The organism is Curtobacterium sp. MCBA15_009, from assembly GCF_001864895.1.
GTDB lineage: Bacteria > Actinomycetota > Actinomycetes > Actinomycetales > Microbacteriaceae > Curtobacterium.
The window spans coordinates 376,865-390,663 of sequence record NZ_MJGO01000039.1; the positions used below are offsets into that span (position 1 = coordinate 376,865).

A 13,799-nucleotide genomic window follows, 5' to 3' on the forward strand; every position below is an offset into this window, starting at 1 on the left:
CAGCATCCCCCCACGAGGAGCACCAGCATGTCCGCAGCACCCGTCCTGCCCGAGAAGCCGAAGGGCAAGCGCCCGATCGGCTGGATCGTCGCCGCAGCGGTCGTCGTCGTCGCGATCGTCGTCGCCGTCGTGGTCGCCGCCGTCCGTTCCGGGGGCGACGAGGGTGGCGCTGCTGCCGGCGACGCCGCCCCGAAGACCGTCACGATCGGTGTCGCGGACAAGTCGCTGTCCTACTGGAGCACGTACACGAAGCTCGCGAAGGAGAAGCTCAACGTCACCGTCAAGCTGACGAACTTCGCGGACTACTCGCTGCCGAACCCCGCGCTGAAGGACGGCCAGGTCGACCTCAACCAGTTCCAGCACATCCAGTACCTGGCGGACTACAACGTCACCTCGGACGACGACCTGCAGCCGATCGGCTCGACCGCCGTCTACCCGCTGCCCCTGTACTCGACGAAGTACGACGAGCCCTCGGACCTGCCCGCGAACGCGAAGGTCGCGATCCCGAACGACTCGATCAACCAGGCCCGCGCGCTGCTCATCCTGCAGGCAGCGGACCTCGTCACGCTGAAGGACGGCGGCTCGGCGTTCTCGACCACCTCGGACATCGAGACGAAGAAGGTCGACATCCAGCCGCTCGAGGCCTCGCAGACCGCGAACGCGCTGCAGCAGGGCTCCGTCGCCGCCGCCGTCGTGAACAACAACTTCGCGACCGCAGCAGGCCTGCCGATCTCGGACGCGATCTACCAGGACGACCCCTCGAGCGCGAGCGCCGCCCCGTACGTGAACGTCTTCGCCGCCCGCGACGAGGACAAGGACAACAAGACCTACCTCGACCTGGCGGAGCTGTTCCAGGACGACGCCGTGCAGGAGGCCTTCGCGAAGGACCTGCCCGAGGCCGTCTCCCGCGACGAGAGCGCTTCGGAGCTGCAGGCCGAGCTCGCGAAGGTCGAGCAGGACGCGAAGGCGGCCAAGCAGTAGTGCCGGTCCTCGTCGAACTCCGCGGCGTCTCGAAGCACTACCGCCGCGCCGACACCGGCGAGACCGTGGTGGCCGTCGAGGACGTCTCCCTGGACGTGCACCAAGGAGAGGTCCTCGGCGTCATCGGGTACTCCGGCGCCGGCAAGTCCACCCTCGTCCGGCTGGTGAACGCCCTCGAGCTCCCCAGCTCCGGAACGGTCACCGTGGCGGGCAGGGAACTCACCGCCATCCCCGAGCGGGACCGCCGTCTGGCACGTCGCAACATCGGGATGATCTTCCAGCAGTTCAACCTGTTCCGGTCCCGCACCATCGCCGGCAACGTCGCGTACCCGCTCAAGGTCGCCGGTGTCCCGAAGGCCGAGCGCGACCGACGCGTCGCCGAACTGCTCGACTTCGTCGGGCTCCTCGACCGCGCCCACGCCTACCCGGAGCAGCTCTCCGGCGGGCAGAAGCAGCGCGTCGGCATCGCCCGGGCACTCGCGGCCTCGCCGGACCTGCTGCTCGCCGACGAGGCGACGAGCGCCCTCGACCCGGACACCACCTCCGAGGTGCTCGGGCTGCTCCGCCGCGTGAACCAGGAGCTCGGCGTCACCATCATCGTCATCACCCACGAGATGGACGCCGTCCGGCAGATCGCCGACCGGGTCGTCGTGATGGAACGGGGACGCGTCGTCGAGATCGGGGACGTCTACGACGTCTTCTCGGCGCCGCAGACGCCGGCGGCGCAGCGGTTCGTCCGCACCGCGTTGCACGACCGGCCCTCCACCGACACGCTGACCCGCCTGCACGAACGCCACCCGGGCCGCCTGGTGACGGTGCAGATCACCGACGAGGCCGGACTGCAGAACCGCATCGACCGCGTCTTCCGGTCCGCCGGGGTCAGCGCCGAGCTCGTCTACGGCGGGGTCGGCGAGATCCGCGAGCGCCGGATCGGTTCGCTCACGTACGAGCTGACGGCCGACGAGCCGGCGGCCGTCGACCGGGCCGTCGCCGCCCTGCGCGCCGACGGGGTCACGACCGACGAGGAGGCAGCCGCGTGAACGACTCGTTCCAGAGCGTGATCGACACGTTCGACGTCTTCCTGGCGGCGACGCGCGACACCATCGTGATGTCGCTCGTGTCGCTCGTCATCGCCGGCGTCATCGGCCTCGCCCTCGGGCTGCTGCTCTACGCGACCCGGCCGGGCAACCTGCTCGGCAACCGCACCGCGTACACCGTCATCAACGTCGTCGTGAACCTGGTCCGGCCGATCCCGTTCGTGATCTTCCTCGCCGCGATCGCCCCGCTGTCGCGCGTCGTGGTGCAGACCACGATCGGCGTGCCCGCGGTGACGTTCGCGATCTCGCTGGCCGCGGCCTTCGCGGTGTCCCGAATCGTCGAGCAGAACCTGCTCGCGGTGGACCCCGGCGTCGTCGAGGCGGCTCGGGCATCGGGCGCGCACCCGGTGTCGATCCTGTTGACGGTGCTCATCCCCGAGGGCCTCGGCCCGCTCATCCTCGGCTACACGTTCATCTACATCGGCATCGTCGACATGACGGCGCAGGGTGCGTTGGTCGGCGGCGGCGGGCTCGGCGAGTACGCGATCACCTACGGCTCGCAGCGCTACGACTGGTGGATCGTCTACGTCTCGGTCGCGGCGATCGTCGTCATCGTGCAGCTCGGCCAGTTCGTCGGCAACCGTCTGGCCCGCGCGACCTTGCGGCGCTGACGCGGGCGCGCGGGTTCTGCGGGCGACCGCCTGGAGGCCCGGTGCCGGTCCACGGGACCGACACCGGGCCTCCGGCGCGTCGCCGCCCCGACGGACGCGCCCAGAGTCGTCCGCCGAGCGGTCACGACTCCCCGCTCAGCTCCGCCGAGGTCGCACCGACCGTTGCCCGACGGCCGCGCGACCGACGGTTCCCGACCACTCGACGCCGCGCACGCGGCACGTCGTGCGACCTCGGTGCCGACCAGCCAGCGGCCGACGACCCAGGTCAGGCGGCCGGGGACTCGATCGTGGCGACGGTGCCGGTCTCGCCGGGGTGCTCGTAGTGCGCGCGGACCAGGATCGGACGGTGGTCCGAGATGCCGGCGGGCAGGGTCTCGACCCCTGCGATGTGCAGGCCGACGCTCGTCGCGAAGTCGAAGTGGCCGGTGAACTTGCGGTAGCGCAGGTAGGTCGGCTGGTCGGAGAGGGACAGCGCGAAGCCGTGCTGCTCGATCTTGCGGCGCAGGTTCGTCTGGAACCACGGGTAGTTGAAGTCGCCGACCATGACCGCGGGGACGTCCTTCGCCAGCTCGCGGAGGAACTGGTGCGCCGCCTCGATCTGCTTGCGGCGCAGGGAGTTCGTCGCGGTCAGCGGTGAGGCGTGGAACGACGCGACGACGACCTCGGCGTCGGCCTCGGTGTCGCGCAGGTGCATCGCGATGAGCCGCTCGTGCGCAGGGGCGAGCACGCGGTCGTGCAGGGACTTCTGCAGCGAGTGGATGCTGAAGTCCTGCACCTCGAAGCGGTCGTCGCGCTTGTAGATGGCCAGGCCGAGGCGGTTCGTCCGGGTGGACGCAGCGAGCGACAGGCCGCCGATGGACGGGGCCAGGTCGTTGCTGTCGCACTCCTGGACGCACAGGACGTCGGCCTCGGAGGACTCGGCCAACGCGGCGAGCTCGCTGTTCGCGGTGTGCTCGCGCAGGTTGTAGCTGACGACACGGAGGGACGTCGGCTGCACGGGCTCGTCGGTTGCCGTCGTGCTCTGCTGATCTGGCGCGGCCATGCTGCCTTCCTGTCCGGGTGGTCCGGTCACCCTGCCGCGGCAACCGTACTCGGGGTCCACAAACAGTTGCTGAGACTGTAACGCCTGCCGGCGTCCCTCGGAGCGCCCGCGTCGGAAACGGACACCGGCCGGTTCAGGCCCGGACGCGGCGCGCCGGGCGGACGGTCTCCCCCGCTGTACGACTCATCAGGACCCCCTCGACGCACGCGACGGCGAGGAGCACGGCGATCACCCAGAAGGCGACGGCGTAGGGGCCGTCACCGCCGAGTCCGCCGGCGGCCCGGATGACGACGGCGGCGACCGCGACGCCGAAGCCGGCGGCGGTCTGCTGCAGCGTCGAGGACAGCGTGTTGGCGGGGGTCATGTCGGCCTGCTCGACGTCGGCGAAGGCGATGGTGTTGTACGCGGTGAACCCGACCGAGCGTGCGGCGCCGCTCACCACGAGCAGCACGGCGAGCAGCCAGAACGGGGTGTCCTCGGTCATGAACGCCATCGCGACGACGGTGAGGGCCGCGACGGCCGACGACACGATGATCACCGGCCGGTAGCCGAACCAGCGCAGGAACGGGGTGGTCATCGGCTTGACGCCGAGGTTGCCGACGAAGACCCAGAGCACCGCCGACCCGGCGAGCACGGCGCTCCACCCCCAGGCGTCCTGGAACAGCAGGGGCAGCACGAACGGCACCGCCGAGACGGCCAGGCGGAACAGGCTGCCGCCGGCGTGCGACACCCGGAAGGTCTCGAGTCGGAAGGCGTCGAGCCCCATGATCGGGTGCGGCGCCCGACGGAAGTGGCGGATCGCGAACCAGGTGCACACGGCGCCGACGATCCCGGACACCACGACGGCGGCGACCGGGATCGTGTCGAGGGCGAGCAGCGACGCCATCACCACGAGCGAGCCGAGCCCGAAGCAGGCGAGCAGGGACCCGAACCAGTCGAACGGCACCCGCTGCGCCGCGCGCTCCTGCGGCACGAGCACGAGCGCCGCGACGAACGCGACGACGCCGAGCGGGATGTTGACGAGGAAGATCCAGTGCCACGACAGGGTGTCGACGAGCACGCCGCCGACGAACGGGGCGATGATCGGCGCGGCGAGGGCCGGCCAGGTGAGGATCGCGATCGCCGTGACGAGCTGCTCGCGTCCGGCGCTGCGGAGCACCACGAGCCGACCGACGGGCACCATGAGCGCTCCGCCGAGCCCCTGCAGGATCCGCCACAGGGTCAGGTCGACGAGTCCGGTCGACATCGCGCACAGTGCCGAGGCGACGGTGAACAGGGCGATCGCGCCGGCGAACACCGTGCGGGACCCGACGCGGTCGGTCAGCCAACCGGAGACGGGGATGAACACCGCGAGCGTGACGAGGTACGCGGTGATCGCGACGCCGACCGCCGCGGAGTCGACCCCGAGGTCGCGTCCCATCGCCGGGGCGGCGGTCGCGAGGATCGTGCCGTCGAGGAGCTCCATGAAGAAGGTCCCCGCGACGAGCACGGCGACCGCCGTGCTGCCGGCCCGTCGCCGGCTGGGCGTCGATGTCGTCGTCGTCATGTCACAGGCGATCGTATGCCCGCCCCGGAGCACCCCGGCCGCCCTGCGTTCTGCGTTGCAGAATGGTCGGGGTGTGGGCGTTGTCGGCGGCACGGGGACCCGGCGAGGCTGGCACGACCAGCACCCGCTGGCACGCCGCACCAGCACGACCAGCACCCGCACCAGCACGAGGAGGCCCGATGACGAAGCACGTGCTCGACGACGTCCTGCTGCCCGCGATGACGCTCCGCGAGTCGGCGCTCGCCGCGAACGCCGCCGTGATGCAGGCGTACGTCGACCGCCACCGCCTGCGCTTCGCCCCGCACATGAAGACGCACATGGCCCCGGCCCTCGCCCGACGGCAGATCGACCTCGGCGCGTGGGGCGTCACCGTCGCCTCCGTGCAGCAGGCGCTCGTCGCGTGGCGCCACGGCATCCACCGGGTGTTCATCGCGAACGAGGTCCTCGACCCGGCCGGCCTCGCCTGGATCGCCGGCCGGCGCGCCGAGGACCCGGAGGCCGACGTGCTCTTCCAGGTCGACTCCGCGGCCGGGGTCGCAGCGGCGGCCGAGCACGGCGCGCTCCCCGTGCTCGTCGAGATCGGGTTCCCCGGGGGCCGCACGGGCGTGCGCTCCCCCGAGGCCGGTGTCGCCCTGGCCCGCACCGCGCGTGACGCGGGCCTCGACGTCCGCGGCGTCACCGGCTACGAGGGCGGCCTGCCCGGTCCCGACGAGGCCCGCGAGTACGTCCGCGGCGTGCTCGGCGCGACCGAGGCGGTCCGCTCGCTCGTCACGGCTCCCCGCACCCTGCTCGGCATGGGCGGCAGCGCCTGGTTCGACGCCGTCGTCGACGCGGTCGCCGACCGCCCCGACGACGTCGACGTGCTGCTGCGGTCCGGCGCCTCGCTCACCCACGACGACGGCTTCTACGCCGAGCGCACGCCCTTCGGACGGCACCCGGAGGAAGGCCGGCTCGAGTCCGCGATCCGGGTCTGGGGCCGGGTCACCTCGACCCCCGAGGCCGGCCTGGCCATCGTGGCCGTCGGCAAGCGGGACATCAGCTTCGACGAGGGGCTGCCGGTCGTGCGCGAGCTCCGGCCGGGAGGCACGGCGCACGCCCGCCCCGTCGCCCCCGCCCCCGGGTCGGTCACCGTCGCCCGCCTCGACGACCAGCACTGCTACCTGCGGCTGACGGACGCGGCGCCGGCGATCACGCCGGGTGACGTGGTCGTCCTCGGCATCTCCCACCCCTGCACGGTGTTCGACAAGTGGCGACGGGTGCTCGTCCTCGCCGACGACGACACGGTGACGGACACCATCGAGACGGAGTTCCGGTGACGACGACGCCCGACGTCCCCGTGCGCAACGCCGCACTGTCGCTCCGGCGCGGGCTGCGCCTGCTCGACTGCATCGCCGACCGCACCCGGAACGGCGAGGTCTCGGTCAGCCTCGGCGCCCTCGCGGACGAACTCGGCACGTCGAAGTCGACCGTGCTCCGCCTGACCGCGCCGATGGTCGAGACCGACCTGCTCCGACGCACCGCCGACACCGGGTTCACGCTCGGGCTCGGCGCGCTGCTGCTCGGCCAGAGCTACCTCGAGGGCATCGACCTCCGGGCGGCCGCCGCGCCGTTCCTCCGCCGCACCGCGGAGCAGACGGGCCTGACGTGCCACCTGGTCGTCCCGGACGGCACCGACATCGTGTACGTCGACAAGGTCGAGACCCGCGGGACCGTGCGGATGGGGTCCCGGATCGGCAACCGCCTGCCGATGCGCAACACCGCCTCCGGCAAGGCGATCGTGGCCTTCGGTGAGCCGGACCTGCTCGCCCGGGTGCTCGCCGAACCCGCTCGGGCGATGACCGACCACACGATCACCGACGACGAGCGCTGGCGGCACGAGGTCGAGCGGACCCACGGCCGCGGCTACGGCGTCGACGACCGCGAGAACGAACCGGACATCCGGTGCGTCGCGGCGCCCGTCCTCGACCACGCGAACCAGGTGGTCGGCGCGATGAGCATCTCGGGGCTGGCGTCCCGCTTCCCCGCCGCCGCGGTGCGCGAGCTCGGGGCGGGCGTGGTGCGCACGGCGCACGAGATCTCCGTCGCCCTCGGTTCGTCCTCGGCGCAGCTCGCCCTGACGAGGTCCGTACGGTGACCGGCCGCGTCGTCACCGTCGGCGAGACCATGCTGCTGTTGAGCGGGCAGGCCGTCGGCGCCGTGCCCGACCTCGACGCGATGCGGATCGACACGGGCGGTGCCGAGAGCAACGTCGCGATCGGGCTCGTCCGCGCCGGCGTCCCGACGACCTGGGTCGGCCGCGTCGGCACCGACCCCGCGGGCGACCGCGTCCTCGCCGACGTGCGCGGCGCCGGGGTCGACGTCGTCGCCGTCCCGGACCCGGAGCACTCGACCGGGCTCATGATGAAGGAACGGCTCACCGACGGTCGGACGCGGGTGACGTACCACCGCCGTGGCTCGGCGGGCTCGGCACTCGTCCCGACGGACGTGCCCGCGAGCATCGTCGAGCAGGCTGCGCTCGTGCACCTGACCGGCATCACGGTGGCCCTGTCGGACACGGCGCGGGCGACCGTCGACGCGGTGCTCGACCGCGCCGCTGCCGCCGGCGTCCCGGTGTCGTTCGACGTCAACCACCGCCCGAAGCTCATCGACCCGGAACGGGCCCGTGCCAGCTACCGACACGTCGTCGCCCGCTCGGCCGTGGTGTTCGCCGGCGACGACGAGGCCCGGCTGGTCCTCGGCCGCGACGAGCGCCCGGACGACGAAGAAGCCCTCGCGCACGACCTCGCCGCACTCGCCGACGGCACGGCCGTCGTGAAGCTCGGCTCCCGCGGCGCGGTCGCCTCGGTCGACGGCGTCCTGCACCGGCGGGCCGCGACACCCGTCCGCGTCGTCGACCCCGTCGGCGCCGGCGACGCGTTCGTGGCCGGCTGGCTCGCCGCGGTGCTCACCGGCACGGACGCCACCACCGCGCTCGACCGTGCGGCCGACGCCGGTGCGCTCGCCTGCAGCGTGGCGAGCGACTGGGGCCGACCGGACCCCGACGCCCTGGTCTCCGTCGAGGACGCCCCCGACACCGACCACACCGTGCACGACCGGGTGGACCGCTGATGGTCCCGCCCACGAACCGAGAGGCCCCCGTGACCGACACGACGCCCGCCGCAGCACCGCCCCGCCACCGCCACGAGGCCGGCCCCGCGATCGCGATCCTCCGCGGCGGGACGGGCGAGCACCTGGAGGACGTCATCGGCGTGCTCGTCGAGTCCGGGGTCCGCGCGATCGAGATCACCACGAACACCCCGCGCTGGCGCGAGGGCATCGCCTGGGCCACCGAGCAGTACGGCCGGTCGGCGGCGATCGGGGTCGGGACCGTCCTCGAGCCACGACAGCTCGACGAGGCAGCAGCGGCCGGGGCGTCCTTCGCGGTCAGCCCGCACACCGACCCCGCGATCGGGCACCGGGCCCACGAACGCGGTCTCGGCTGGTACCCCGGTGCCGCCACGCCGACCGAGATCGTCACGGCCTGGCAGCACGGCGCCCGCGCGGTGAAGGTGTTCCCGGCTGCGCAGCTCGGCGGGCCGGGGTTCCTCAAGCAGGTGCTCGCCCCGCTCGACTTCGTCGACGTCATCCCCACCGGCGGCATCGGGGTGGACGACGCCGCCGACTACCTGGCAGCGGGGGCCGTGGCGGTCGGTCTCGGCTCACCGCTCGTCGGCGACGCCCTGCGCGACGGCGACCTCGACGCCCTCCGCGCCCGGGCCGGACGACTCGTCGCGGCGCTGCGCCGATGACGGCGACCGCGGCACCGGTGCACCTGGCCGGCGGCTCCGTCGTCGGCGACGACGGCGCGTTCCGTCGGGCGGACGTCCTCGTCGTCGACGGTGCGGTCGCCGCCGTCGGCACACGGCTGGACGTCCCCGAGCACGCCGAGGTCGTCGACTGCACGGGCCGCGTGGTCATGCCGGGCTTCATCGACGCCCACTCGCACGCGGGGTCGCTCGTGTTCGACGACGGGGTCCAGCTCGCGCTCCTCCGCCAGGGCGTGACGACGATCATCACCGGCCAGGACGGCGTCGGACCGGCACCGGGCGACGGGTCGTACGCCGCCCGGTACTTCGCGGCGATCGACGGGCCGCACCCGACGTACCGCGGCGACGGCGTGGCCGGGCTGCTGGCCACCTACGACGGCACCACCGCGCTGAACGTGGCGACCCTCGTCCCCGCGGGCACCGTGCGGCACGAGGTGATGGGCGACCAGCAGGGACCGGCCGACCGCAGACAGCTCGACGCGATGCGCGCCCTCGTGCGACAGGGCACGGCCGACGGCGCCGTCGGTCTCGCCACCGGTCTCGACTACGTGCCCGGGCTCTTCGCCGGCACCGACGAGATCGCCGAGCTCGCCGCCGAGGCGGCACCGGCCGGGGTCCCCTACGTCACCCACATGCGCGGCGGGTACGAGACGAACGCGGCAGCGGGCATCGACGAAATCGTCGCCATCGCCGGCACGGCGGGCGGCAGTGCTCACATCTCGCACCTGCACGCGCCGGTGGAGCTCGCGCTCGCCGAACTCGACCGCGCCGCCGACCGGGGCGTCGCGCTGTCCTTCGACGCCTACCCGTACTCACGCGGCTGCACGATCCTGTCGATGCTGCTCCTGCCCGCCGAACTCGCCCGCCCCGGCACCGACGACCTGGCCCGGGCGCTCGACACCGCCGGGGGTCGCGAGCAGATCCGGGCCGCGGTGCTCGACCGGGTGCTCGGTCGAGCGGACCTCGGCACCGGGTGGGCGGACCAGATCACGCTCTCCCACGTGCCGGCCGCCGAGTTCCACGTGCTGCAGGGACGGACCCTCGCCGAGGCCGCCGACGCCACCGGGACCGACCCGGTCGACCTCGCGCTCGACGTCCTGGTCGACTCCGACCTGCAGGTCACGGTCGTCATGCGCGTGCCGCGTCCCCGCACCCCCGCGCAGCTCGCGGGACTCTTCCGCCACGACGGCCACACCGGCGGGTCGGACGGCATCTTCGTCGGCACGCACCCGCACCCGCGGGCGTACGGCACGTTCGCGCGCTACCTCGGCGAGTACGCCCGCGCCGGCCTGCTGTCCTGGGCCGCGGCGCAGCAACACCTTTCCACCCGGTCGGTGGAGCGATTCGGGCTCGGTCGCCGGGGCGTCGTCGCACCGGGGTGGACGGCCGACCTCGTCGTCGTCGACCCCGAGCGCGTCGCGGCACGGTCGACCTACGCCGAGCCGATGCGCCTGGCCGAGGGCATCGACGACGTCCTGGTGGCGGGCGTCCCGGTCCTGCGCGACGGCACCCTGACACACGCGACGCCCGGAGCCGGTCTCCGCCGGACGAGCACCTGACGACCCGCGCCCCCGTACGGTCGTCGCGTCCCGACTTCTCGGGGCACGACGTCCGCACGGGGGCGCGCTCGTGCGGGCTCCCGCGGGTAAGCGTTCCGAGCGGACGCGCCGGGTGCGGATCTACTCAGCCGAGGGCAGCACCGCGACGACGTCGATCTCGACCAGGATGTTCGCCAGGTGCGACTGCACGGTGGTCCGGACGGGGTAGGGCTGCGAGAAGTGCTTGGCGTACTCCTCGTTGAAGGCCGGGAAGTCGCGGTCGGAGTGCTCGAGGTGCACGGTCGCTTTCACGACGTCGTCGAGGGTGGCACCGTGCTCCGCCAGCACCGCGGCCACGTTCGCGAGCACCTGCGCGGTCTGGCCGGCGACGTCGTCCGCGATCGCGCCGGTCGACGGGTCCTGCGGGCCGAAGCCGGCGGTGTAGATGAAGCCGTTGGCGACGATGCCCTGGCTGTAGGGGCCGGCGGGCTTCGGGGCGTTGTCGGTCACGATGGCGGTCTTCGGCACGGTGGCTCCTCGTCAGTCGGTGGATGAGGACTCCAGGCTAGGCGGGCCGCTCGCTCCGGAGCCGACCACGGGACGGACGCGTTCCGACATGCAGAACGCTGGACGGGCCTCCCGTCCGACGCCCGCACACCCGCGCGTTCCGTGAGGACCACGCGGGTCGACCGGCTAGCCTGTCCCGGTGCCGACCCCGATGCCCGCCCGCCGAGGAGCCCGCGCGTGAGCCGCCTGGACGGCGACGCCGTCGCCGTCGCGCCCGGACGGCGTCGAGTGCTCGACACCGTGGCGTCGTTGCCGGCGTGGGCCGCGGTCCTGCTCGTGTGGACCGGCGGTCGTCTGCTCTCGACGCTCTGGTTGGCGCTCGCGTACCCACTGATCGGTCGCGCGCTGCCGGAGAACGCGATCTGGGGCAACGGCCACGGGTTCGGGGCGTTCCTCTCGGCGTGGGACGGGCAGTACTACGAGCAGATCTCGCTGCACGGCTACCCCGCCGTGCTGCCGGTCGACGCCGCCGGGAACGTCGCACAGAACGCCTGGGCGTTCCTGCCGGCGTTCCCGTTCACGATCCGGATGCTGACGGCCTCGACCGGGGTGCCGTTCACCATCGGTGCGCCGCTCGTCGCGCTGGTCGCCGGGCTGGTCGCCGCGTTCCTGCTGCACCGGTTGGTCCGCGACCGGGCCGGTCACGCCGCCGCCATGTGGGCCGTCTTCTTCTTCACCTGCGGGCCGCTGTCGTTCCTGCTGCAGGTGGGCTACGCGGAGAGCATGTTCCTCGCGCTGTCGTTCGGGGCGCTGCTCGCCCTCGAACGCCGCCGGTACGGGTTGCTCACGCTGCTCGGGGTCGTCGCGGCCTTCACGCGGCCCGGGGCCCTCGCCATCCCGCTCGTCCTCGGGGTCGTGGCGCTGATCCGTTGGGTCCGTGCTCGGCGGTCGGACGGACGGCTCCTCGACACCTTCCCGCTGCGCGAGCAGGTCCGGGTGGTCGCCGCGGGCCTCGCGATGGGTGCTGCGGGGCTGGCCTGGCCGGTCATCGCGTCGCACGTGACCGGGATGCCGAACGCCTACCTCGAGACCGAGATGTCGTGGTGGGTGAACTTCATCGGACGCGTGGACTTCGTGCCGATGACGCCGTGGTTCCTCATCGCGTCGCGGTGGCTCGGCGTCGGGGGCGTGCTCATCGTCCTGTTCCTGCTCGTCGGCTACCCGGTGTGGCTGCTCCGCCGGTCGACGCTGCGCCTCGGCCAGACGACCGTGCTGTACTCGGCGGCCTACGCGCTCTACGTGTTCGCGGTCTCGCTGCCGATGGCCTCGACGCCCCGCCTGCTCATGCCGCTGGCGCCGCTGTTCGGTTCACCGGAGCTGGTCGCACGGCCCTGGATGCGCCGGACCCTCGTCACCGCCGCGCTGGCCGGGCAGCCCGTGCTCGTCGCAGTGCTCTGGCTGCTCGGCCCGCCGTAGGCAGCGGTTGCACCGTCCGGGCAGGGGTGGCCCCGTGCGGACAGGGATGGCCCGTGCGGACGCGGGGGTGGCCCCGTGCGGACGCAGAACGACGAGATCGCTGTCGCACGACGTCGATCTCGTCGTCCTGCGTCTGGCCGGCCGGGCAGTGCTCCGCGGTCGGCGCTCCGCGGTCAGAGCTCGACGGTGCCGTGGTCGCCGGTGTCCGGCTGGCTCTGCTTGCCGATCGCGGCCTTGAACATCTGCACGAGGCTGCCGACCGGACCGGTGTCCTGCGTCCAGTACTCGACCGAGACGCCCTCGACGGTGAGGAGTCGGATCGACGGGTCCTGCCGCCCCTCGGGGAACCACGCCTCGGCGAACGGGGACCACAGCTCGTCGACGACCGAGTCGTCCTGTGTGACCGTGGCGGTGCCGGCGATCGACAGGTAGCCGCCCTGCGACTCGATGGCGACGTTGACGTGCGGGTTGCGGGCGATGTCCTCGACCTTCTCGCTGCCGTCCTGCACCAGGAACCGCAGCGTCCCGTGGAAGGTCTTGTCCTGCACGGCGAGCGGACGGGCGTGCAGGTGCCCGTCCTCGCTCACGGTGGTGAGCAGTGCGGTGTGGGCCCCGTGGACGATGTCCGAGATGGCGGCGCGCTGGTCGGTCTGCGTGTCGGTCATGATGCTCCTTTGCGTCGTGCGCCCCGCCGTGCCCGAGGGCTGACGGAGCCGAACCGTTGCGTCCAGTGTGCCCCTCCGAGGGCGGGTGTGTCTGGGGCGGGGGTGTGTGGCGGGGCGGTGGGCGGCGCGGGGGCGCTTTCGCGCGTGGGGAGTCGAATCGCGCGTAGGAGGCCCGGACGAACGACCTCCTACGCGCGGATCTGCTTCCCACACCACGCGCGATGAGACAGAACACCCGCGGGCACCACGCCGTGGCCGGAGCGCACGCCCGGGGACCACGGTCAGCCGCGCCCGGCCGGCGCGGGCGGTGGGCAGTTCCGCGCGTGGGAAGACGAACCGCGCGTAGGAGGCCTGAACGAACGACCTCCTACGCGCGAAAGCGCTTCCCACACCACACGCGATGGGACAGAACGACCGCGGGCACGACCTCGTGGCGGAGCGAACGCCCGGACACTACGGTCAGCCGTGCCCGGCCGGCGCCGTCGGCGGAAGTCCCGCGCGTAGGAAGACGAATCGCGCGTGGGAAGCCC

At 72.9% G+C, this 13,799-nt stretch carries 13 protein-coding genes; 9 read left to right on the plus strand and 4 right to left on the minus strand.

The window, feature by feature from the left end; translation table 11 throughout:
- Positions 1 to 27 precede the first annotated feature (27 nt).
- From BIU97_RS15045 to BIU97_RS15055, 3 genes are read left to right on the plus strand one after another with little or no spacing between them, the layout of a single operon-like run.
- A complete protein-coding gene (locus tag BIU97_RS15045) occupies positions 28 to 981 on the plus strand; it encodes a MetQ/NlpA family ABC transporter substrate-binding protein (protein WP_071298047.1) in 954 nt (317 codons plus the stop codon).
- Positions 981 to 2,021 carry a methionine ABC transporter ATP-binding protein gene (locus BIU97_RS15050; RefSeq protein WP_071298048.1) on the plus strand — a complete coding sequence of 347 codons (1,041 nt, stop codon included), beginning with the start codon at positions 981 to 983 and terminating at the stop codon, positions 2,019 to 2,021. Before BIU97_RS15045 ends, BIU97_RS15050 begins: the two co-directional genes overlap by 1 nt.
- Positions 2,018 to 2,689, plus strand: coding sequence for a methionine ABC transporter permease (locus BIU97_RS15055; RefSeq protein ID WP_071298049.1), 672 nt, complete (start codon positions 2,018 to 2,020; stop codon positions 2,687 to 2,689). The genes BIU97_RS15050 and BIU97_RS15055 overlap by 4 nt, the downstream gene beginning before the upstream one ends.
- Before the next feature lie 265 nt (positions 2,690 to 2,954).
- Here BIU97_RS15055 and BIU97_RS15060 read toward each other — a convergent pair whose 3' ends face one another.
- Together BIU97_RS15060 and BIU97_RS15065 are read right to left on the minus strand one after the other, a co-directional pair.
- Positions 2,955 to 3,731 carry an endonuclease/exonuclease/phosphatase family protein gene (locus tag BIU97_RS15060; RefSeq protein ID WP_071261007.1) on the minus strand — a complete coding sequence of 259 codons (777 nt, stop codon included), beginning with the start codon at positions 3,729 to 3,731 and terminating at the stop codon, positions 2,955 to 2,957.
- Positions 3,732 to 3,864: 133 nt separating this feature from the next.
- Complete coding sequence (locus tag BIU97_RS15065) at positions 3,865 to 5,277, minus strand: MFS transporter (RefSeq protein WP_071261005.1); 1,413 nt, start codon at positions 5,275 to 5,277, stop codon at positions 3,865 to 3,867.
- A 179-nt stretch (positions 5,278 to 5,456) separates the two neighbouring features.
- Between BIU97_RS15065 and BIU97_RS15070 the strand changes: the two genes are divergently transcribed.
- Genes BIU97_RS15070 through BIU97_RS15090 form a run of 5 tightly spaced genes read left to right on the plus strand, consistent with a single transcriptional unit; the run spans position 5,457 to position 10,642 of the window.
- Entirely contained in the window at positions 5,457 to 6,593 is a 1,137-nt protein-coding gene (locus BIU97_RS15070; protein ID WP_071298050.1) for an alanine racemase, read from the plus strand.
- On the plus strand, positions 6,590 to 7,411 hold the full coding sequence (locus BIU97_RS15075; RefSeq protein WP_071298051.1) for an IclR family transcriptional regulator: 822 nt from the start codon (positions 6,590 to 6,592) through the stop codon (positions 7,409 to 7,411). The genes BIU97_RS15070 and BIU97_RS15075 overlap by 4 nt, the downstream gene beginning before the upstream one ends.
- On the plus strand, positions 7,408 to 8,385 hold the full coding sequence (locus BIU97_RS15080) for a sugar kinase (RefSeq protein WP_083404821.1): 978 nt from the start codon (positions 7,408 to 7,410) through the stop codon (positions 8,383 to 8,385). The genes BIU97_RS15075 and BIU97_RS15080 overlap by 4 nt, the downstream gene beginning before the upstream one ends.
- Positions 8,386 to 8,414: 29 nt before the next feature.
- Positions 8,415 to 9,065, plus strand: coding sequence for a bifunctional 4-hydroxy-2-oxoglutarate aldolase/2-dehydro-3-deoxy-phosphogluconate aldolase (locus BIU97_RS15085; RefSeq protein ID WP_175472222.1), 651 nt, complete (start codon positions 8,415 to 8,417; stop codon positions 9,063 to 9,065).
- Complete coding sequence (locus BIU97_RS15090; protein WP_071260996.1) at positions 9,062 to 10,642, plus strand: N-acyl-D-amino-acid deacylase family protein; 1,581 nt, start codon at positions 9,062 to 9,064, stop codon at positions 10,640 to 10,642. Before BIU97_RS15085 ends, BIU97_RS15090 begins: the two co-directional genes overlap by 4 nt.
- A gap of 120 nt (positions 10,643 to 10,762) precedes the next feature.
- Here BIU97_RS15090 and BIU97_RS15095 read toward each other — a convergent pair whose 3' ends face one another.
- Positions 10,763 to 11,149: a RidA family protein gene (locus BIU97_RS15095; protein WP_071260994.1), complete on the minus strand. Its 387-nt coding sequence runs from the start codon at positions 11,147 to 11,149 to the stop codon at positions 10,763 to 10,765.
- Positions 11,150 to 11,365: 216 nt separating this feature from the next.
- On the opposite strand from BIU97_RS15095, the gene BIU97_RS15100 reads away from it, so the two are divergent.
- A complete protein-coding gene (locus BIU97_RS15100) occupies positions 11,366 to 12,604 on the plus strand; it encodes a mannosyltransferase family protein (RefSeq protein ID WP_083404820.1) in 1,239 nt (412 codons plus the stop codon).
- Positions 12,605 to 12,777: 173 nt separating this feature from the next.
- Here BIU97_RS15100 and BIU97_RS15105 read toward each other — a convergent pair whose 3' ends face one another.
- A complete protein-coding gene (locus BIU97_RS15105) occupies positions 12,778 to 13,269 on the minus strand; it encodes a pyridoxamine 5'-phosphate oxidase family protein (protein WP_071260992.1) in 492 nt (163 codons plus the stop codon).
- Between the last annotated feature and the right edge of the window lie 530 nt (positions 13,270 to 13,799).